Source organism: Vibrio sp. M60_M70 (assembly GCF_037162085.1).
Taxonomy (GTDB): Bacteria; Pseudomonadota; Gammaproteobacteria; order Enterobacterales; family Vibrionaceae; genus Vibrio; species Vibrio diabolicus.
Genome location: NZ_JARLUL010000002.1, coordinates 835,439 through 856,598, shown reverse-complemented (window position 1 = coordinate 856,598; position 21,160 = coordinate 835,439). Strand labels below are relative to the sequence as shown.

The following is a 21,160-nucleotide window of genomic DNA, read 5'->3' as shown; positions in this document are numbered from 1 at the left end:
TCAGAATAGTGCTTGAAAGATTAAGTTGCAATCGAGTTCATCGAGAAAGATTTGAACTAACGCAAACTTTAAGTAAATAAATTGTTAATAAAAATTATTCTCAGACGACTACATATTCGGATAGTTAGGGCCACCACCACCTTCCGGCGGTGTCCAGGTAATATTTTGACTTGGATCTTTGATGTCGCAGGTCTTACAGTGGATACAGTTCGCCGCATTTATTTGCAGCTCTGGCTGCTCCTCCCCCTGTACGATTTCATACACGCCAGCCGGACAATAGCGCTGTGCTGGCTCTGCATATAATTCAAGGTTCTGCTCAATAGGAATCCGTTGGTTCGCCAGTCGTAAGTGGCATGGTTGATCTTCCTCATGGAAGATATTGGATAGATAAACAGAAGAGAGGCGATCGAAACTTAACACGCCATCAGGCTTCGGATAGACAATTTCATTGCTGTTTTCCGCCAATAACAGAGACTGGTGATCGGGCTTGTCACAGCGGATATGCCACTTAGCTTTACCTTTTAATACGTTATGTTCCAGCAGCGCTAAAGCACCGCCCAGCCACGATCCAAAGCGGTGAATGCCACTTGAGAAGTTACGTGCTTGATAAAGCTCTTCATACAGCCAAGACTGTTTGAAATGCTTTTGATAATCAGCAGTAACTGACTGACTCTCAAGGGCTTCACATACTGCTTCGGCGGCAAGCATGCCAGATTTCATTGCGGTGTGCGTGCCTTTGACTTTAGCGCCGTTAAGCGTTCCTGCATCACAGCCAATCAACAAGCCACCAGCAAACTGTTGCGTGGGAAGCGAATGGAAACCGCCCTTGGTGATCGCTCTTGCGCCATAACTAATGCGTTTACCATTTTTGAGGTATTGCTCAATCAACGGGTGATGTTTAAAACGCTGAAATTCATCGAATGGACTCAAGTGCGGATTCTTATAGTTCAAGTCAACAATCAACCCGACGGCAACTTGGTTTCCCTCTAAATGGTAGAGGTAACTGCCACCTGCAGCTTCGTTTGATAACGGCCAACCTAATCCGTGCACTACTAAGCCTTGCTGATGCTGCTCTGGTGGTATTTCCCACAGCTCTTTAAAACCGATAGCATAATGCTGAGGCGTTTTCTCTTCAGCAAGATTAAATCGGTTAATCAATTGCTTACCAATATGCCCCCGTGCGCCTTCAGCAAATAAAGTAAACTTCGCTCGCAGTTCAATACCAGGTTCGTAATTTCCTTTTTGTTCACCATTTTTGTCTAACCCCATATCGCCCGTGATCACGCCACAAACGCGGTTGTCTTCATCGATGATCGCTTGGCTGGCAGTAAAACCTGGGTAGATCTCCACCCCTAAGTTCTCGGCCTGCAACGCCATCCATCGGCATAGATTGCCCAAGCTGATAATGTAATTACTGTCGTTATGTAACGTATTAGGCACAGCCCAAGAAGGCAGTTCATGACCATTGATTTCATTGCCTAGATAGTAGGTTTTATCTTGGTTTACTTTGGTATTGAGCGGTGCGCCTTTTTCCTGCCAATCAGGAAACAGTTCATCCAAACTTCGCGTTTCAAACACTGCACCCGATAAAATATGCGCTCCAACTTCAGAGCCTTTTTCTACCACGCAAACAGAGAGGTCTTGTTCTTTTTCTGCTGCTAATTGTTTGATTCGGCATGCCGCAGACAAACCTGCGGGACCAGCGCCTACAATCAGAACATCAAATTCCATGCAGTCTCTTTCCATGATTGCATTCCTTTTTCTTTGCATGTTGCCAACTTGTTAAGCAACAATATATTTAAAGTTGACGCAAACGTAAAGGTAAATTAACATCATTTTAAAGACGTCATCACATCGTCTTCACTGTCAACACATAGTCTTCACTGTAAAAAGGAATCTAACGTGAAAATACTAGTGCCAATCAAAAGGGTCATTGATCCCTACGTTAAAGTTCGTGTGAAAGCGGACCATAGCGATGTCGAAACCAATAACGTCAAGATGACGATTAATCCATTTTGCGAAATAGCCGTTGAAGAAGCCGTACGACTAAAAGAGCAAGGTATTGCAGATGAAGTCATCGTTGTCAGTGCTGGCGGAAGCCAATGTCAGGAGCAACTACGTACTGCGCTTGCGTTAGGTGCCGATCGCGCTATTCATGTCGATACTGAAGACAAAATAGAGCCATTAGTCGTCGCTAAGCTGCTCAAAGCTCTGGTCGAGCAAGAACAAGCACAGCTTGTGATTACGGGTAAACAATCCATTGATACGGACAACAACCAAGTGGCCCAGATGCTGGCCGCCCTACTTGACTGGCCTCAAGCAACTTTCGCTTCAGACGTGAAGATAGAAGATCAAAAAGTTCAGGTCGTGAGAGAAGTGGATGGCGGCTTGATGACGGTCGCGATGAACTTACCTGCTGTGATCAGTACTGACTTACGCCTGAATGAACCGCGTTTTGCCTCTTTGCCTAATATTATGAAAGCTAAGCGCAAGCCGTTAGATACAATCACACCTGACAGTCTGGGTGTTGAAGTGGTATTTAGCCAAACCATTCAAGAAGTCACACCACCAGCGCAGAGAAAAGGTGGCATCAAGGTTGAATCTGTCTCAGAGCTTCTCGATAAGCTGCGTAACGAAGCGAAGGTGATTTCATGAAGAACTTAATCATAGCGGAACATGACAATAACCAATTACATGCAGACACACTCAAAGTGGTTAATGCAGCAAAACAAGTCAGCCAAGACAATGTTTTGATCGTAGTGGGCCACCAGTGTGAAGAAGTCGCTCAGCAAGCCAGTCGGGTTGATGGTATATCAAATGTAATTTGTGTCGATGATGAGCAACTTAAGCATCAATTTGCCGAGAGTATCGCACCTATTGTAGTGAGTATTGCTGAAGGCTTTGACGCAATCTGGGCTAGCTCATCATCAAAAGGGAAGGATCTTGCACCGCGAATAGCAGCGAAGTTCGGCGTTGGGCAAATCTCCGATATTGTCCAAGTTATCGATGAAAACACTTTTATCCGCCCTATTTACGCAGGAAACGCATTTGCAAAAGTGACCACCAGCGACAAGGTTCGCGTTGTCACAGTGCGCGCGTCTGCGTTTGAGCCGGTTACTTGTCACAATCAAGCTGATAGCAAGCATCAGCAGGTCACTATCTCAGAGCCAATGGTTGAATTGGTTTCTGTCGATAAAACCGTGTCAGAGCGTCCTGAATTAAGCGCGGCAGAGGTGGTTGTGTCAGGTGGACGCGGGGTCGGTAGCAAAGAGAACTTCGCGTTGATCGAACAAGTTGCCGATAAACTAGGTGCTGCCATTGGCGCTTCTCGCGCGGCGGTTGATGCAGGGTTTGTTGCCAACGATTTACAAGTGGGTCAAACCGGAAAAATCGTTGCGCCTAAGCTTTATATTGCGGTCGGGATCTCCGGTGCAATCCAACACCTTGCAGGAATGAAAGAGTCCAAAGTGATTGTCGCGATCAACAAAGATCCTGAATCTCCTATCTTCGAAGTTGCCGACTATGGATTGGTTGGTGATTTGTTTGAGGTATTACCTCAGCTTGCCGAGCAACTTTAAGCAATCGAAACGAGGGGCGAGCATTACGATGTTCGCCCTTTTATTTTGTTTTTAGCCATATTCAAACGGATTGAAGTTAGGAGGGACCTATGCCAAATTCTGCACCTATTTGGTCACCATCTGCTGAGCGCATCAGCAATAGCAACTTGCTACGATTTATCGAGACGGTTAATGCGCACCAAACTAAAGATATCTCAATCAATAATTACACGTCTTTACACCAGTGGTCCATTGACCACAATGACGAATTTTGGCGACATACCTGGCATTTCTGTAACGTCATTGGAAATATTGGCTCGCAAGTCAAAAGCCTTGGTGCTCCCAAGTGGACACAGACAGATTTTACTCAGAGCCATGTAAATAGGGACACCGTATGGTTTGCTGACGCCACACTGAACTACGCAGAGAACCTCCTCTCTCAGGCCGAACAAACACCTGAGCGTGAGTTTATCGTTTTTACTAATGAACGCGGTGAACACAAGCAGCTCACTGGTACACAGTTGCTCGAACAAGTGTCTGTCGTTCAGCAATGGCTAATCACTTGTGGTGTTGGCAAAGGCGATGTCGTTGCGGGTTATTTGCCCTACCTTCCAGAAACCGTTATAGCCATGTTGGCTACTACAAGCCTTGGCGCTATTTGGACTTCAACCTCTCCTGATTTTGGTATCGATAGCGTCGTAGAGCGTTTTGGTCAGGTTAAACCGAAAGTTCTTTTTTGCTGTGATGGCTACCAGTTCGGAGGCAAAGCTTTCGATATAACGGACAAAAACACCACTCTTAGTAGCAAGTTAAGCAGTACATCCGAAGAGGCTACCATTAGCATATGCCAAATCGAATATTTACAAAACGGCGAGAGTGCTAGCACTTTTGAGTTTGTTTCTTGGTCCGATATTACTCACCACTTTTCTCCAAAACCAGTTCAATATCAATCAACACTGTTTAATGACCCGTTATTCATTTTGTATTCTTCTGGCACAACGGGGCAACCTAAGTGTATTGTCCATTCCGTGGGCGGTACCTTGCTCAATCACCTCAAAGAACATCAACTACATTGCGATATCAAACCACAAGACAAGGTTTTCTACTACACAACATGTGGCTGGATGATGTGGAACTGGCATGTTTCAGCACTTGCGAGTGGTGCTACCTTAGTGATTTACGATGGTAGTCCGGTTTACCCTGATCACTCCGTCTTATGGCGATTAGCGGAAGAACATAGCGTGTCACTGTTTGGTACGTCAGCGAAATACTTAGAAGCACTGGAACATGCGAGCTATTCTCCCAAGTCAGAACATGACCTGAAATCACTCACAACCCTGTGTTCGACTGGTTCGGTGCTTTACCCAGAACAATTTAATTATGTCTATCAGCACATCAAGCAGGACTTGCATCTCGCTTCTATCGCTGGCGGCACGGATATTTGCGGGTGCTTTGTACTTGGAAACCCTATCTCACCAGTTTACAAAGGTGAATGCCAAGGCGCAGGGCTGGGAATCGACGTGCGTGTTTTGGACGACGAGGGAAAAACCATTACACAGCAACGCGGCGAACTGACTTGCAATAACTCACTACCTAACTTCCCTATTGGGTTTTGGCACGACAACGGCGAACGCTATCACAACGCTTATTGGAGCAAGTTTACCGATATCTGGCACCACGGCGACGATGTGATGCAAACCGAACATGGCGGCTTTATTTTTTATGGCCGTAGCGATGCGACATTGAATCCAGGCGGCGTACGAATCGGCACCGCTGAGATCTACCAGCAAGTGAACGCGTTACCCGAGGTCGAGGACTCCATCGCCGTCGGCAAGTTAAACCAGCAGTCTGAAGAAATCTGGTTACTAGTAAAACTCGCTCACGAGGTCGAGTTAACCCAACAACTCACCGATTCAATTCGCCAAACACTAAAATCAAAATGTTCACCACGCCATGTGCCACGCCAAATTTTTGCTATCAGTGATATTCCTAAAACGCGATCAGGAAAACTGGTTGAACTAGCCGTGAAACAACTGGTGAACGGGCAAGCTGTAAAAAATATTGGTGCTATTGCTAACCCAGAAGTTCTGGAAGAAATTAGCCAGCTGAATCAATAGTGACAATTGGTTAAACAAGAAAAAACTTAATCATTACGCCAAATTTTGTAGCCGACCTCTCGCATTGCTCTTCCGAGCAGGTGGGAGGCGACTGGTGCCGTGAGAACGATAAACAACATCGTACCGATAACCCGAGAGATCACAGTAACTTCAGGGAGTGAGAAGGCAACCGCTAGTAGTAAGCAACTAACTCCAACGGTACCGGCTTTGGTTGCGGCATGCATTCGGGTATATAGATCTGGCAACCGCAACACACCTAAACTAGCGCTTAGGATCAATAACGTCCCTAAACATAAAAACAGCCCAATCAACACATCCATTATTCTTTCTCCTTCCTTTTAACGATCAAACGCGCAAATGCGATTGTGCCAAGAAATGCGACCAAGCCTAATGTAATGGCGATATCTAACAAGGCATCCTCACCACTGTCTAAGGTGTAAACCGTAATAAAACCGATGGTGATAAATGAAATCAAATCTAACGCCACAACTCGGTCAGCCAGCGTTGGTCCTAAAATTAAACGGAAGAAAGCCATAACAAAACTGAGTAATAGCCCTGCATAGGCAAAAGTGACACTTATTTGCAGCCAACTATCCACGCGTCACCTCCAAAATTCGATGCTCTAATCCGTTTTTAATTCCACGAATAACTTCTTCATGCTCAGGTGCAAACATGGCATGAACGATAAGATGCTTTTTATCAGGCGTAACATCCAAACTGAGTGTGCCTGGTGTTAAAGAAACCATATTCGCAAGTAAGGTGATTTCAAGGTCTGAATCGACGTCCAAAGGGACGTAGACGATATCTGGCTGGCTCAAATGCGTTGGCGTCACGACATCCCACACGACTCTTGCAACCGATATGATCATTTCATAAGCGAAGTACACCAGTAACTTTAATGCCGACGCAAAACGTCGAAAGTAGCTGGTTTTTAATCCAAATGGTTGGCTCAACCGTAAGGCAAAAAACCGACCGTAAATCCGACAATAAAATTCAAACTCGAATAGCTGCCGTTTAACATCATCCATGCTAATGCTAAGAAAAGATTGAGGAATAGATAGATCATGGATTTCCTCCCAATACCGCTCGAATGTAATCATTCGGATTTAACAGTTGTTCAGCGGCTTGAACAGAAAACTGATAAAAAGGCTCCGCCACAAAGCCTATGACCAACGTGAACATGGTCAATACGGCAATTGGAACGCAATACAACCAATGTACTTTGACTTGCAGAGTCTGTTCTGTTTTCTCCCTAACCGGCTTTTTCCAGAATGCCTCACTCCAAATTTTCGTCATCGAGTAGACGGTAAGCAGCCCCACCAACAGCGCGGTACCGGCTAACCAGTAATATTCAGCCTGTAAACTCGATTTGATCACCAAAAATTTGCCCCAGAAACCAGAGAGCGGCGGAAATCCTGCCAGAGAAAACGCAGGGACAAGAAACAAGAACGCTAACCAAGGCATTGCTTTATATACCCCGCCCAAATGTTCAAGTTGACTAGAGCCATATTTGCGCTCAATAAAGCCACCGATTAAGAACAAATTCGCTTTTACAATGATGTGATGAACAATGTAGAAAATAGCGCCAGCCAAAGCTAAAGGAGTGTAAATCGCTAATCCCATTATCATGTAACCTATTTGGCTAATGATGTGAAAAGAAAGAATTTTCTTAATGTCGAATTGACTTGCCGCCCCCAAAACGCCCGTTGACATGGTGAGGCCAGCAATCCAAATCAACGTCGGCTGCCAACCACTCTCGGCGAGCGGAAATACTAATGTGAAGACTCGTATTAACGCGTATACGCCGACTTTAGTAAGCAACGCAGCAAACAGCGCAACCACACCACTTGGTAAGGTGTGATAAGAAGCTGGCAACCAAGCAAATAAAGGAAATAGTGCCGCTTTGATAGAAAAGGCAAACAAAAACAAGGCGGACAACATCATGTTGATGCTCAGTTCGCTCTCTCCCGCTTTGGTATAGAGATCGGCCAAGTTCAAGGTGCCAGTTGCGCCATACAACAAACCGATGGCAAGTAAGAACACTAGCGTCGAAATCAGGTTCAACATCACATACTTCACTGCCCCATCAATTTGAGTTTTCGTTGCATCTAATACCATTAAACCAAATGACGCGATGAGCATGACCTCGAACCAAACATACAGATTAAAAATATCTCCGGTGAGGAACGCGCCATAAACACCAGCAAGCAACACGTGCGTCAACGCATGGTAATTGCTATAGGAAGGTTTTCGGTGAAGGTCCGCCATGGCATAGAAAACACATATCGTACCAATCACTGCCGTAATCATCACCATGGCAACGCTGAAGTAATCTGCGACAAAAACGATACCAAACGGTGCTTGCCACTGGCCAAAAGCAACGGCTTGAATACCATTACTTATGATGTTTTCTGTGAGAAGGCCTGCGACGACAAGGTTCAAAATCGCACTCGCGCCACTTAACCACTCAGCACTTTTTGTTGAGCGACGTACAAAGAAAATGGTCAGCGCCGTACTCAATGAAAGAACAACAGGTAACGTCAGCAAAATCGAACTCATTGACCCTCCTCAGAACGTTGCATTTCATCGACGTCTGCGGTTCCAGAATCTTTATAAGCTCGATAGAACAACATTAAAGCAAAAATAAGTAGCCCAAAACCGATGACTATCGCAGTTAAAATTAGCGCTTGAGGTAATGGGTTTGCTGCGCCATCTGGTGGCAAAAGAGCATTATCGCCAATCAGTGGCGGCTCTCCAGGAGTCAGCCTTCCCGCTGTAAAAATAGCAAGGTTAACCGCACTGCTGAGTAACATGATACCGAACAAAAGACGCAAGATATGTTTTTCTAGCATTAAGTAAATGCCTGCAGCGACAAATACTCCAACGACAACACTCCAGACTATTTCCATCACTCTAGCTCCTCATTAATACGAAGCAGCATCCCCATCACGCCACCTATAACGGCAAGATAAACACCAACATCAAAAACCAACGGCGTACCTAGTGGTATAACATCTTTCCACCACAACCCGGTTAAAAACGGTTTATCAAACGCAAAGCTTAAAGCACCAGATATTAAGCTCAATGCGATGCCAGATAACGCAATGAAAAACGGCTTGAAATACAATCTAGAACGAACGTATTTCGGTGATTCCGCGAACATGAGAAGCGATAAGCCAATAACAGCAATCAATGCACCAATGAAGCCACCACCCGGTTCGTTATGACCACGTAATAACAGATACACAGAGAACACGAGCATGAGCGCCGCGACGATATGTGCCGTGGTTGCAAAAATTAATGATTGAATACGGTTTTGCTTTTTCGCTCTTGTCTTAAGCAAGCTCACTGCTGCAATCCCAGCAATGACAACGACGACAACCTCTCCCAATGTATCAAACGCACGAAAGTCGACGAGAATGACGTTGACAATATTGCGCCCATGCCCGCCTGGGACACTATTTTCCGCAAAGAATTCCGACACCGATGAATCCATCGGCTGGGACGTGATTCCTAACAAGAGGAAAGTAATCGAAACACCTATCACGCCCGCTATACAAACATTCGCCACTTTGCGTTTTATTGAATGCTTGGGTACGGTGGTTAAACGCGGCATATGACGCATTAACAATGCTAAAAAGACCACCATTAATGTTTCCACTAACAGTAAAGTCTTCGCGACGTCCGGAGCACTGTAGATCATAAAAACAAGCGTGGTCATAAAACCAATCATACCTAGCGCAGAAATCGCAAGAAGCCTTGAGTGAGACAACGTACATACGATCGCTGCACCAATCAGCAATAAGGCAATGCCAATCTCATAGAAAGCCACGTTTGAAAGCTGTTCAAACAAAGGCAGAGGAATAAATGCTACCTGACCAAGCAAAGCGACGGCGAGTACCGTGAAAAATAGCAAAACATAACGACTCAACTTCTTTTGCTGCAACAGCGCCGTTTGCCACTTCGCCAGTGTCATCATACCATCTAATAGTCGTTCAAAAACATTCTCCGCTTTGGGGACGAATAGATGTAACCGCTGAAAAAATGCAGACACAGTAGGATAAACACGGTACACCACATACCCAAATACTAGCGTGATAACGCTTAGGACCAGCGGTACATTCACACCATGCCATAATGATGTCGCTTTAATATCGGCTGCAGGCAGAATGTCAGCAGAGCCAGGAAAGATGATGTGGTGATCTAACCAATTTAAACCGACTAATGGAACGATGAGACTGCCAAGTGCCAAGAGCAAAGGCGAGATCCACATGGCTTTTTTTGTCTCAACTGGCTTCGTTTCAATTGGCACGAGATCACGGCGAGCAAAGAATGGTCTCGCAATAAGCATAATGGTTAGCGCAACCATCAATATATTGACCATTAAAAGTACAAAGGCGATCCAGTTATTGAGCTCTACGGCGGCTTTGTACATGTACTCTTTGCTCAAAAAGCCTAACAACGGCGGAAACCCAGCTTTCGACAATGCTGCCAGACTCCCCGCAACCATGCTGATGACGAGCACTGACTTCAAGCCGTACAGTTGATCAATATCTCGCGTTCCTGTCGCTTTATCGATATTCCCCACCACCATAAACAGTGCAGCTTTGTAGAAAGAATGGGCAAGGATAAACATCAATACTGCACTAACGGCCAAATCTGTGCCCATACCTAGTAATAATGTTAATTTACCCAAAGCAACATTCGTGCTGTAGGCTAGCATCAGCTTCAAGTCAGTTTGTTTTAATGCGACAAACGTGCACCAAACGGCGGTGATACTCCCTGTGATCACTAATGCATAAAACCAAACCTCGCTCTGAGCATAAACTGGCGATAAACGCGCTAACAAGTAAATGCCCGCCTTTACCATTGTTGCCGAGTGTAAATACGCACTGACTGGAGTGGGCGCTGCCATCGCGTTAGGTAGCCAAAAATGAAACGGGAACTGCGCAGATTTAGTAAATGCACCAAGTAGTATGAGCACTAGAGATGGCATAAACCATTCGTGCTGCGCAATCGTGTCCGCCTGAGCGATGATCGTATGTAACTCATAACTCCCTGCCATCGCTCCCAACAAGATAAGGCCAGCTAACAACGCTAATCCACCAGCACCTGTAACGATCAACGACTGCAGTGCATTTTTTCGTGACGTTTTGTTTTCGTGATTAAAACCAATCAGTAAGTAAGAAGTGATGGTGGTGAGTTCCCAGAAAACGAACAACAATAGGATGTTATCGCTCATCACAATCCCTAGCATGGCAAGCATGAATAGGGTTAGGTATAAATGAAAGGAAAATCGGCTATCACTCTCTCGTAAGTAAGCCAAAGCGTATATTTGGATCAGTGCGCCAATCCCGCTGATCAGCCCAGCAAAAAGGAATGACAGACCATCTAACCTAAAGCTGAAGTTAATATCGAGGCCAGGTATCCATTCCGCATTCCAGCTTACGCCTGCGGGTGTGTAGATGTAAAAAAGAAAAGAGAAGATTAAAATTGGCAGCACAGGGAAAATCAGTAAGACCAACTGATTATCGGGATTTTTCGGCAGGTTTTCTTTACCCGTTATGCTATTCAACATCGCAGCCCATTCATTTTTATAAGAAAGTTCGCCCTATTTGGCGCAAAGATAAAAAGCTCCACTTGATTGTTTTAGCCCAAGCATTTCAAAAAAGATCATAAAACCAAGGGATAAGTAGCAATCAGCAATCACTGAATGCTACTTAAAGGAACGTTAATACAAACAGCTACTTACTGTCCGCTACGGTGTAAGAACGTAGATCACTACTTACGTGTTCTCGACTGAATGTGTATGGATTATCGTCATCAGTTAACTCGAACGCATCGTAGGTGCAGTCACCGATATCATTTCTCGGACAAACATAAACGTTCGAACGTTCTATCATTTCTGTGTGGCATTTCGGGCATAGGTTTTTCATGTCACTCTCCTCTGATAACTTATTGATACACTGATAATTCCATGTTCTAGAACTCCGTCTCCCTCCTTTACCTAAAACAACCACTTAAACCCAGGTTTGTTACACACCAATTACTGAATCGGCGATACAAAACCATCGGGCTTAAGAGCGACCAAACTACAGTTTATAGATTGCAAAATGTTTTCAGCCGTATTACCAATGACGTAGCCAGATATCCCAGTTCTCGCTAAGGTACCCATGACTAGAACGTCCACTTCTATGCTTTCTACGTAATCCGGGATTTTTTCATCAGGCTTTCCGTGTAAATGATGAATCACAATTTCACCCGTAATCCCCGACTCTTCCAGCAGTTGTTGTAGAGCTTGTTTATGATCGGCTTTTGCTTTGTCGAGTTCATGTTTCAACTCAGCATCGTCGACTTGAATCCAAGCATTGTCATGTAGGTAGTTCTCTAAGTAATATTCCCAGCAAGAAATCACATGTAAACGACTGTCACAGGTGTCGGCTATTGAACGAGATAATTCAAGCAAACGCACCGCTAATGAGTGCTGTTCATCGCTCGCCGTTAACGGATCTATCGCAACAGCCACACGGCGTTTGTCTCTCGGCTTATCAATCGGTCGGTGTAACCATAATGGACAAGGACATTTGCGTAACAGTGTCATATCAATGGCTTTGAAGCCTTCAGCGCCTTCACCGAGTGGTTCAGCTTCTTTGATGATAAGATCTTTGTTGTCAGCTAATGCTTCTTTAATGATACAGACAGCGGGTTTTTCACTGCTTTTCACAGTAAGAGGAAATGCCAGATCATCTTCAGAAAGATCGAGCTTCTGTCTGTATTCCTGAATGCTTTGTTTGAGGGAGTCTTGTAGTGATTGCTCATAACTTTGCTGATACTGGAGCATATCCGCGGGGAAGTCGGGGCACGCAATTAGCCCTGAAACAGGCACTTTGTTGCTGGATGCGATCCTCATCGCTTGTTCGAGCGCCTCACTATGACCAGGCAATCCTTGTGTTGCAAAAAGTATGTTCGCGAATCGTTTCATACACACCTCCTTGTTTGGTTAAATATTAACCACCCACAAAGTATAATACCTAACGGATAATTGTAACGGCTTGTGACGTTGATGAAATCAATTCTCATTAAGCTATGGATATTGCTTCATTTTGCTTTACGTCACCTTCTCCTTTTCTTTACGACTGTGGCCCGCTGACCCCAATAGAGCTACATACTAAAAATTGAGACCAAATAAAAACCCAAATTACTCAAAGTTTTTTCTCACCTTGAGTAACTTGGGTATAAGCAATAACACACTTAGGCTACGAACTTAAATGGGTAACCTAAATTTTCATACGACTTAGTTGAAAGATGCCATATCAATCACGAATCGGTGTGCAAATATTCACAGCCCTAATGATCCAGAAGTCGCTGTAAATTAATGTTAAGGTTGCTGTTTTGTTGGTGCCAAAGCAATTTCGCGAACACATACACCTTGCGGTTGCTGATAAGCAAACAGCACTGCTCGTGCAATATCGTCGGCTGCCAACACGCCCCCCATATCCTCTTTCCAAGCATCATAGCCATCTTTAATATCTTGAGACGTAGTATGTGAAAGTAATTCAGTTTCCACTGCGCCAGGTGCAATAGTCGTAACACGAACATTCGATGATGCGACTTCTTCACGTACGTTTTCAGAAATCGCATGAACCGCAAATTTGGTACCACAGTAAGCGGCATGATCAGGAAATGTTTTCTTGCCCGCAATAGAGCTGATATTAATGATCGTACCACTGTTACGCGCTTTCATCGGTGCTAAAACGGACTGCATGCCATTTAGCAAGCCAAGTACGTTCACATCAAACATGCGCTTCCACTCCGATGCGTCCTGAGTATCTATCTGGCCTAGAAGCATAACGCCTGCGTTATTTACAAGTGCATCTACCGGACCATACAACGCTTCTGCTTTCTCAATTGCCGCTTCAAAAGAAGCTTTATCGGTCACATCTACCTTTTCACAAAGCGTATTTGGTAAGTTTAATGCTTCTAAACGTTCTACACGTCTTGCTAACAAAAGAAGAGCATGGCCCTGTTCGCTGAAATGACGTGCAATCGCTTCACCAATGCCTGAACTAGCGCCTGTAATAACAATTAACTTTTTCATTTTGAATCCTTAATAGAACGGTTTACCTCAATGGCAATAAGTTTAAGAAAACTTTGTTTGTTGATATATACCGACCTAGTTGAAACACTGTTGTTATACTGCAACAATACTTTTTTGAATTACGCAGAAGTCATCATGCAAACACACATCAACCTTGCGGATATCCGCTCTTTCGTCCTAATCGCTCAACTAGGAAACTTCACGAAAGCAGCAGAGCAACTTGGCGTTTCTCGCTCACACGTTTCACGTCAAATAACAAATCTGGAACAACAGATTGGTGCCACTTTGCTACAAAGAACCACTCGAACACTGAAGCTCACCGAAGCAGGCAAGGTTCTGTATAAACAGTGTGAAACCGCCCTTCATAATATTGATCAAGCTGTTATGGCAGTGGTTGATGATGTAGAAGAATTAAGAGGCGAAATTCGTATCAACTGCGTGGGGGGTATTTAGGGGAAGACGTTGTCGCAGATATCGTTGCTCAGTTTCTAATCCAACACCCACAAGTGAACATTAACTTAGATTTTAGCAGCCATCGTGTCGATTTAATCGCGGATGAATTCGACATCGCTTTTCGAATGGGAAAGTTAGACGACTCCAACTTTATCGCTCGCAAACTGATTGATGTGGAAATGGGGACGTACGCAAGCCCAAGTTATTTAGAAACACATGGCTATCCTTCGCATCCAAAAGACTTAGAAAAACACATTTGTTTGACAGGTAGTGTGACACGCTGGGCATTCGAGAACACAAATACAAAGCAGTCAACGGAACACCAGATACGTGGACAGTTACGATGTAAGAGTGGCAGAGTAATGATAAAAGCAGCGTTGGCGGGAAATGGTATCATCCGTGTACCAGCACTTTATTGCCAACAAGAACTCCAGACAGGCAAGCTAAAAGAAGTGTTTACCGACTGGAGCATTCCGAGTGTGGAGTTTTCACTCCTTTACCATCACGACCGACATCAACCAAAACGCATCCGAGCCTTTATTGACTTTGCTACTCAATATTTTCGTCAGCTGCCGAGTAAACACAAGTAACGTGCTCGATAGCATTTCCCTATGTGATCCAATATATACGGAATCTATAAAGCCCAAATTTGTACTAAAGAAATACGTAAGCATCGTGATGTTTTAAGGTCTAGTTTTCATAAACATTAGCGGTGTTTGCCCAGTTTGCTTTTTGAAAAATGCAATAAAAGCACTGTCTGACGAAAACTCCAGCCAATCAGCAACGGCGCTGACTTGCATTCCCGTAGATAACAATTCAACTGCTTTTAAGAGCCTCCACTGTTGACGCCAATCTTGATAATTCATACCCGTTTCCGACTTAAATAATCGTGTTACCGTCTTGGTGCTTGCCCCAACTTTGCTTGCAAGAGTAGTAAGCGAAGGAGCGAGAAATGAAGGTTCAACCAACTCTCGACGAAACGTTGTTAAGCGCCGATGCGATGGCAAAGGCAACTGAAACGAATAACGTTTCGCAGCATAAAACTCCTCCCAAAAAAGCGCCGTCGTATTTACCATCTCGCTGCTAGGCTTATCCCACTCCCAAAATGACATTTTATCAATAAGAGCTTGGAGTAAATTATTCACTTCTATCATCGTGATCTTACTCGGACAGGCAAACTCCTCACAATCAAAATACAAAGATCGATACGCCACCACATTCGTCATTAGTGCGCGATGCGGCGTATTAGGTGGGATCCAAACCGCCTTTGTCGGTGGCAAAATACAAATCGAGTCTTCCAGAGCAAAACTCATACAACCTTGAGGTGCGTACAACAATTGCCCTTTCTTGTGCTGATGCATACCCGAGTCGTGCTTGCCAATATCCGCAGCAATTCCCACTACACAATTAGAAATTTTGTCTGCGTCAAACTGTGTTTCTTCGTCAATAAGTGCCATTTTGTCCGAATATTGATGTATTTGGTTTTTATGTTGTTATTGGCTCAATCATAGCCTCATTTATACTGCCCGCCAACTTCATTAACAATGGGTAACAATATGAATACTAAGCCCTCTTTATGGCTCATGCTGGTTATGTTGATGTTTCCGCAAATTGTAGAAACCATCTATAGCCCAGCGTTGAGCTCAATCGCTCTATCATTTGATGTAAACCACGCACAAGCAGCACAAACACTGTCGATTTACTTCCTAGCGTTTGCCATTGGCGTTGTAGTTTGGGGAGTGCTCGCAGATAAACTGGGAAGAAAGCCTACCATGCTTATTGGGCTCTTTATCTATAGTTGTGCGTCTTTACTCGCAACTCAAACCGAGAGTTTTGCTGTTGTCATGGCTGCGCGAGCCCTGAGCGCATTTGGTATCGCGGTAGGTTCCGTTGTCACACAGACCATGCTTCGTGACGCGTTTGACGGTCAAGAACTGAGTAAAGTCTTCAGCTTAATGGGGATGGGTATATCAATCAGCCCGGTAGTAGGCATGCTATTAGGCGGACAGCTTACAGGGCTTGGTGGATATCGTTATGTATTTTTCGCTTTATTCTTAATCGCGTTAGTATTGCTCGCTTATAACGTTATTAAGCTTCCTGAAACACAGAAAGAACAGACACCAGTACGGTTGCGTCAACTTAGCTGGAAAATGGTAAGAGACGCGCGAATTTGGCGCTCAGGATTACTGGTTGCTTTGTATAACATTGCTCTATTTTCTTATTACCAGCTTGGCGCATTTACTTTCTCAGCACTTGGGTATAGCTCCGAACAATTTGGATACAGTGGCATAGTACTGGGGTTAGGCACTCTGCTTGGGAGTTATTTAAACAAATCCCTAGTGTCTAAAAATGTACGAAAAAACCAACTACTTTGGCTCTCCGCAGTATTGCTTAGTTTGGGATCAGTCGGTGTGTTGATTCTGAGCCAATCAATCTGGTTTGTTGCTCCAATGATGTTAGTCGTCATGTCGTATGGGATTGCGATACCCAATATACTCAGTGACGCACTCGTTGATTATAAACAACAGGTAGGTAGCGCAGGCGCTTTATTTGGGCTCATGTACTACATCATGATCGGGACGGGATTAGCGATGGCTGGAACAGCACAAAACTTAAGTGTCATCCTATTAACATGTAGCTGTTTAGCGATTTTATTGGCGTTTTCTACAAAACAAGTTCATACCGACTTGTGACAATAATAATGAAAGACTCTCCGTAATGGTTCACCGAGAATCTAGAGAATTTTTCAATCAATAGGAACTGAGGAGCACAATAGTAACCACTCCTCAGTTGTCTTCTAGAGTGCGATCTAAACTAAATTAACCTTAAAGAAGCTCTCTAATTTATCAAATGGGATCACATCCAGTTGATCGTAGAGATCCGTATGATTCGCATTTGGAATGATCATCAATTCTTTAGGCTCTGCCGCCGCTTCATAAGCCGTTTCACTAAAATAGCGAGAGTGCGCCTTTTCGCCATGAATGAACAACACTGGGCGTGGAGATATCTCTTCAATGTAGGTCAGAATTGGCATATTCATAAACGACAGCGGCGTTGTGAGTGTCCATGCTGCATTTGAGTTAATCGCTCGTGGATGAAAGCCTCGTTCAGGAGACTTGTAATAGGCTGCATACTCAACAACAAATTGGGGCTCACCTCCAACTAACTCAAGCGATACTGGCCCGTAAGTAGGTGTTCCATTTTCGGCATCTTCCCATCGTTGCAGGCTTAGCTGCTCTAACGTTTGCGTGCGCTGTTCAAACGTCGTACTGTCGTTATAGCCTTTAGACATTACACGGGTCATATCATACATCGTACTGGTTGCGACTGCTTTGACGCGTTTATCTGCAGCAACTGCGTTTAACGCCATGCCGCCCCAACCACATATGCCTATCACACCAATTTTCTGACGATCAACGTCTTTCTGTAGGCCAATAAAGTCCACAGCTGCGCTAAAGTCCTCTGTATTGATATCAGGTGATGCAACGTTTCTTGGTTCACCACCACTCTCTCCGGTATACGATGGATCAAACGCTAAAGTAATGAAGCCTCGCTCGGCTAATGTTTGAGCATATAACCCTGAAGACTGCTCTTTCACAGCGCCAAATGGACCACTAATGACGATAGCCGCAAGCTTGCCACTTTTGTTTTTAGGTTGATAAAGATCCGCTGCCAACGTGATGCCATAACGGTTTTTAAAACTCACTTTGCGATGTTGAACTTGGTTACTTTTCGTAAATGTTTTATCCCAGGTGTCACCAAGATTTATTTGCGTCTCAGCTTGAACAGAACTCGTTGAGAGCGCTCCAACTCCCATAGCAACCACGCTGGCACCCGTCATTTTCATCATATTGCGACGACCTTCATCAGGTTCATCTTGGTAACTTGCTTGATTGTCGTTCTGGCTTTTCATGGTAGACACTCCTAATTAACGTAACACACGATGAGTACAGTACGCGGAGGCTTTATCGCTCCTACTTTACTGACACGTACATTGTTGCAACTTTCGTATTTTTTCGTTAACCAGATACTACGCATTGCTTGCCTAATCTTCCGAAGATTGGTCTAAACCTCTTCTAACGTTAATTAAGGCGTAAATAAAAAGCGCCTGTCGGCGCTTTAATTATCTATAGCTCTTATTGCCATGTTGGCTCGCCAAACTCTTCACAACGTTGCTTGTCGTAATTTTCAATGCGCCCGCGTTTACCTACAAACTGAACCTGAACAACCATTCCAGCTTCAACATATTCACTGAAATAATCGCAAGAAACACGAAAACTAGTATCGCGTATCACAATTGGTACCCATTCATAGCCGCCGCTGCGTGGTAAGTAAGACTTGAAGGTAATGACCCCATCATCTGAAACGTTGATTTCTTCATCATATTCATTCAACTTATAAAAGCGTTGTCCATCAAACTCTGCCTTTGCTTTTTCAATTATTTCCTTCGTTGCTGTCGATTGCATCGGCGTATTTGACACCAGTTGACACCCAACAACAGATGTCAATACGGACAAAGCCAAAGCGAGTTTAGTTATTTTATTCATTTACCTAACCACTGTAGAATTATTCAACACTTACCATTTTAAAAGGAGGGAGACCATACTTTATTTTTAATAAAAGAAAAAGCGCCTTTCGGCGCTATTAATTATACATCTCTTATCCAAACGTCTTTGACGTCTTTTTTAAGAAGGTCAATCACACTTTGGTGAATGAAAACGAAGCCAAAATCTTCTTCTAGTTTAAATATTAATCGTTCTTCTAAAGGAATATTTTCTAATTTAGAGAAGTCAAACTTTGTTGATTCGATATCTAACCAGTTCAACATACCGTATTGTTTTTCTTTGTCCGTCAATTTATAAGTTTGATGGATATAAGGCATTCGATAATCTTCGTAAACTTTAATTTCATCATCAGATGGCTGGCTTGGGAACAATCCACTCGAGCGTCTAACCACTCTACTCCGTGTACGACCAGTTTCTCTACTTTTGACGCAATATCACTGATGATAAATAGCTTTGGAGAAAAGGTCATTTCCAAAAGCAGATCAGGCTCTACTGGCACTATTGGCTTAGGGCTTTGCTGGAATGGGAAGTTACCTAGGTCTTGTTTAGTTAGTAAATGATATTGTTCTTTCATTTTAAGCCTCAGTACTTTGGTACTTCCTTATCACAATCCAATTTAAAAGCTCTTAAATCACTAAATGATTCAGTGCCACTCACAAGATCAAAAATTTCCTCACAGAAAATTGTTGCGGTCTCTGCCCCTTTAACGCGGAACAAAACTCTATTTTGAAGAGGGATTTTTTTAATTTCTCCTCAGATAAATAAAGTTCCATAACTAACATCTTATTTCTCTTGGGTGACTTTCTCATTCTAGATTTAGATTCATCAATAACATCTAAAACATTATTTAGTGCCAACAAATAACGATTTGATAACGAGCCATCTGGTAATCTAAGTTCTGCGGGGTAACATTCGATCCCATAAGGGTCAAAACTCATCACCAGTTCAGCGAACTCCTTACTAACACAGAGATCACCATTATCCGCAATATTACCTACACCTTTAATAAAACCATCCGTAGATTCCCAAACAATAGGCTCTAAAGAGCTTGTAGGCTCAAATTTCGCTTTACTATACAAGGGCTCTCTACTGTCAACACATGTATAAATCATTTGCGAAATTTGGTAATTTTCACTAATAATCGAGAATTTCATATTTTACGTCACTTACTTTCCAATACCATATGAATATAGATATCAGGATTGAAAAATCATTTCCTTTTCCTAAAAAACCTTAACCACCTCTTTTAATATTAAATTTATACAAACTCCGAATAATCATCAACAGAGAAAAATTCTATCCCCTGTACTTTCTGCTCAAGAAACTTTTTCACAATGGAGTTATGGTAAAATACTTTATCCTTCCAACCAGAATCCCAAAATATAAGTCTTTTTTCAACTTCTATGTTATCGATCAAATCATCATTTACAACCAACTTATTCATTCCAGAGATAAACTCTTCACCTTCAAATTCATCGTAAAAATCGAACTCACTTTTATCTCTGTCAATTACATTTATTTCATTGCAAAGCTGTAACATTTTATAAGCATAATTTCCATTATCGACAAGAGTTATGTCAACCCAGTTCACTCCAAATAAGTGATTGAAAGAAATACCCTCAAAAACGTCACTCCTTATTACTAGTGAAGGAATTAAAAACACATCGGTAATCTTATAATCTTCTTTAAGAGCAAACCTTTTTACAAGCGGAATTGGCTTATTAGGATATGTAAATACGCTAGATGGAACCGAATCAGAGAATTCATCCGGAAAATCATAAAGTGGTGTTTCAACAACTTCTCTAGCAAAGTAATAATCGCTCATTTACAATCTCTGACGTTCTTATTTTACTCCTGTTCTTTAATTCAACAGGCAACAACGGTGCTTCAATAATAATATTAAAGAAAAAGCGCCATGAGGCGCTTTTCAATGCTGGCAGTCTAATAACGGCCATATGGAGCTGTGGTATCATACCATACATCGACACATCCAGCTGACTTCAAGTCTTTAACGAAGTTCTCACTAATATATAATTCATTATTCTCGTTAAAAACAAAAGCATATTTTTCTTCTACTTCTAAATCTGTCAGGGTTGGAAATTGTAAAAGTTCAATTGTTTTATAATCATCAAACTGTCTATCATAATCGTCAGGATGACTACCAAAATCAAAATTACTATCCCAAGTATCTTTTCCTTCTAACCAAAATTTATTTAACTTTTCTAAAATTTCTTCCCAAATTACGAATCGGATATTATTGTCAAAAATAATAAACAAGTCAGGGTTAGAAAAAACCATACCTGGTCTTTTTTCTGGTAGAATATTGCTTAAATTTTCTTTAATAAACTTAATATACATATTACTTCAAGA

General features: G+C 43.0%; 19 protein-coding genes and 3 pseudogenes. 5 read left to right on the top strand and 17 right to left on the bottom strand.

Annotated features, from left to right (window positions below; genetic code table 11):
* Positions 1–108 precede the first annotated feature (108 nt).
* Entirely contained in the window at positions 109–1,746 is a 1,638-nt protein-coding gene (locus P4S59_RS19525) for an electron transfer flavoprotein-ubiquinone oxidoreductase (RefSeq protein ID WP_337168897.1), read from the bottom strand.
* A 156-nt stretch (positions 1,747–1,902) separates the two neighbouring features.
* On the opposite strand from P4S59_RS19525, the gene P4S59_RS19520 reads away from it, so the two are divergent.
* The 3 genes from P4S59_RS19520 to P4S59_RS19510 all read left to right on the top strand — a co-directional run bounded on the left by P4S59_RS19520 (position 1,903) and on the right by P4S59_RS19510 (position 5,674).
* Positions 1,903–2,655 (top strand): electron transfer flavoprotein subunit beta/FixA family protein, encoded by a 753-nt coding sequence (locus P4S59_RS19520; protein WP_005386149.1) that lies wholly within the window; start codon positions 1,903–1,905, stop codon positions 2,653–2,655.
* A complete protein-coding gene (locus P4S59_RS19515) occupies positions 2,652–3,578 on the top strand; it encodes an electron transfer flavoprotein subunit alpha/FixB family protein (RefSeq protein ID WP_317397218.1) in 927 nt (308 codons plus the stop codon). The genes P4S59_RS19520 and P4S59_RS19515 overlap by 4 nt, the downstream gene beginning before the upstream one ends.
* Before the next feature lie 89 nt (positions 3,579–3,667).
* Positions 3,668–5,674 carry an acetoacetate--CoA ligase gene (locus P4S59_RS19510; RefSeq protein WP_337168896.1) on the top strand — a complete coding sequence of 669 codons (2,007 nt, stop codon included), beginning with the start codon at positions 3,668–3,670 and terminating at the stop codon, positions 5,672–5,674.
* Positions 5,675–5,700: 26 nt separating this feature from the next.
* Here the strand turns inward: P4S59_RS19510 and mnhG are convergent, their stop codons facing one another.
* The 9 genes and pseudogenes from mnhG to P4S59_RS19465 all read right to left on the bottom strand — a co-directional run bounded on the left by mnhG (position 5,701) and on the right by P4S59_RS19465 (position 13,772).
* Positions 5,701–5,994: a monovalent cation/H(+) antiporter subunit G gene (mnhG, locus tag P4S59_RS19505; RefSeq protein ID WP_005392605.1), complete on the bottom strand. Its 294-nt coding sequence runs from the start codon at positions 5,992–5,994 to the stop codon at positions 5,701–5,703.
* Positions 5,994–6,272, bottom strand: coding sequence for a cation:proton antiporter (locus P4S59_RS19500; RefSeq protein ID WP_005392606.1), 279 nt, complete (start codon positions 6,270–6,272; stop codon positions 5,994–5,996). Before P4S59_RS19500 ends, mnhG begins: the two co-directional genes overlap by 1 nt.
* A pseudogene (locus P4S59_RS19495) lies at positions 6,265–6,740 on the bottom strand (Na+/H+ antiporter subunit E). The gene P4S59_RS19500 and the pseudogene P4S59_RS19495 overlap by 8 nt, the downstream one beginning before the upstream one ends.
* Positions 6,737–8,233, bottom strand: a complete 1,497-nt coding sequence (locus P4S59_RS19490; protein ID WP_337168895.1) for a Na+/H+ antiporter subunit D — start codon at positions 8,231–8,233, stop codon at positions 6,737–6,739. Before P4S59_RS19490 ends, P4S59_RS19495 begins: the two are co-directional and overlap by 4 nt.
* Positions 8,230–8,583 carry a Na+/H+ antiporter subunit C gene (locus tag P4S59_RS19485; RefSeq protein WP_109169825.1) on the bottom strand — a complete coding sequence of 118 codons (354 nt, stop codon included), beginning with the start codon at positions 8,581–8,583 and terminating at the stop codon, positions 8,230–8,232. The genes P4S59_RS19490 and P4S59_RS19485 overlap by 4 nt, the downstream gene beginning before the upstream one ends.
* Positions 8,583–11,252 carry a hydrogen gas-evolving membrane-bound hydrogenase subunit E gene (gene mbhE, locus P4S59_RS19480; protein WP_337168894.1) on the bottom strand — a complete coding sequence of 890 codons (2,670 nt, stop codon included), beginning with the start codon at positions 11,250–11,252 and terminating at the stop codon, positions 8,583–8,585. The genes P4S59_RS19485 and mbhE overlap by 1 nt, the downstream gene beginning before the upstream one ends.
* Positions 11,253–11,418: 166 nt before the next feature.
* Positions 11,419–11,610, bottom strand: coding sequence for a hypothetical protein (locus tag P4S59_RS19475; protein ID WP_005392611.1), 192 nt, complete (start codon positions 11,608–11,610; stop codon positions 11,419–11,421).
* Between the two features lie 110 nt (positions 11,611–11,720).
* Positions 11,721–12,656, bottom strand: coding sequence for a universal stress protein (locus P4S59_RS19470; protein ID WP_046875927.1), 936 nt, complete (start codon positions 12,654–12,656; stop codon positions 11,721–11,723).
* A gap of 396 nt (positions 12,657–13,052) precedes the next feature.
* On the bottom strand, positions 13,053–13,772 hold the full coding sequence (locus P4S59_RS19465) for an SDR family oxidoreductase (protein ID WP_046875926.1): 720 nt from the start codon (positions 13,770–13,772) through the stop codon (positions 13,053–13,055).
* Between the two features lie 135 nt (positions 13,773–13,907).
* Here P4S59_RS19465 and P4S59_RS19460 point away from each other — a divergent pair.
* Positions 13,908–14,815 (top strand): annotated as a pseudogene (locus P4S59_RS19460) (LysR family transcriptional regulator).
* Between the two features lie 93 nt (positions 14,816–14,908).
* Here the strand turns inward: P4S59_RS19460 and P4S59_RS19455 are convergent.
* Positions 14,909–15,682, bottom strand: a complete 774-nt coding sequence (locus tag P4S59_RS19455; protein ID WP_074190524.1) for an AraC family transcriptional regulator — start codon at positions 15,680–15,682, stop codon at positions 14,909–14,911.
* Positions 15,683–15,781: 99 nt separating this feature from the next.
* Here P4S59_RS19455 and P4S59_RS19450 point away from each other — a divergent pair, with 99 nt between their 5' ends.
* Positions 15,782–16,918 carry a multidrug effflux MFS transporter gene (locus tag P4S59_RS19450; protein ID WP_337168893.1) on the top strand — a complete coding sequence of 379 codons (1,137 nt, stop codon included), beginning with the start codon at positions 15,782–15,784 and terminating at the stop codon, positions 16,916–16,918.
* A gap of 116 nt (positions 16,919–17,034) precedes the next feature.
* On the opposite strand, the gene P4S59_RS19445 is transcribed toward P4S59_RS19450, so the two are convergent.
* The 6 genes and pseudogenes from P4S59_RS19445 to P4S59_RS19420 all read right to left on the bottom strand — a co-directional run bounded on the left by P4S59_RS19445 (position 17,035) and on the right by P4S59_RS19420 (position 21,148).
* The gene (locus P4S59_RS19445) at positions 17,035–18,138 is read right to left on the bottom strand and encodes an alpha/beta hydrolase (protein ID WP_182032895.1); all 1,104 of its coding nucleotides are present in this window, start codon (positions 18,136–18,138) and stop codon (positions 17,035–17,037) included.
* A gap of 223 nt (positions 18,139–18,361) precedes the next feature.
* Entirely contained in the window at positions 18,362–18,772 is a 411-nt protein-coding gene (locus P4S59_RS19440; protein WP_006741077.1) for a hypothetical protein, read from the bottom strand.
* 101 nt (positions 18,773–18,873) lie between these two features.
* Positions 18,874–19,364 (bottom strand): annotated as a pseudogene (locus P4S59_RS19435) (hypothetical protein).
* Positions 19,365–19,443: 79 nt separating this feature from the next.
* Positions 19,444–19,944, bottom strand: a complete 501-nt coding sequence (locus P4S59_RS19430; protein ID WP_337168892.1) for an imm11 family protein — start codon at positions 19,942–19,944, stop codon at positions 19,444–19,446.
* A 104-nt stretch (positions 19,945–20,048) separates the two neighbouring features.
* Positions 20,049–20,615 carry a hypothetical protein gene (locus P4S59_RS19425; protein WP_085343939.1) on the bottom strand — a complete coding sequence of 189 codons (567 nt, stop codon included), beginning with the start codon at positions 20,613–20,615 and terminating at the stop codon, positions 20,049–20,051.
* 116 nt (positions 20,616–20,731) lie between these two features.
* The gene (locus P4S59_RS19420) at positions 20,732–21,148 is read right to left on the bottom strand and encodes a hypothetical protein (protein ID WP_085343940.1); all 417 of its coding nucleotides are present in this window, start codon (positions 21,146–21,148) and stop codon (positions 20,732–20,734) included.
* Positions 21,149–21,160: the final 12 nt, after the last annotated feature.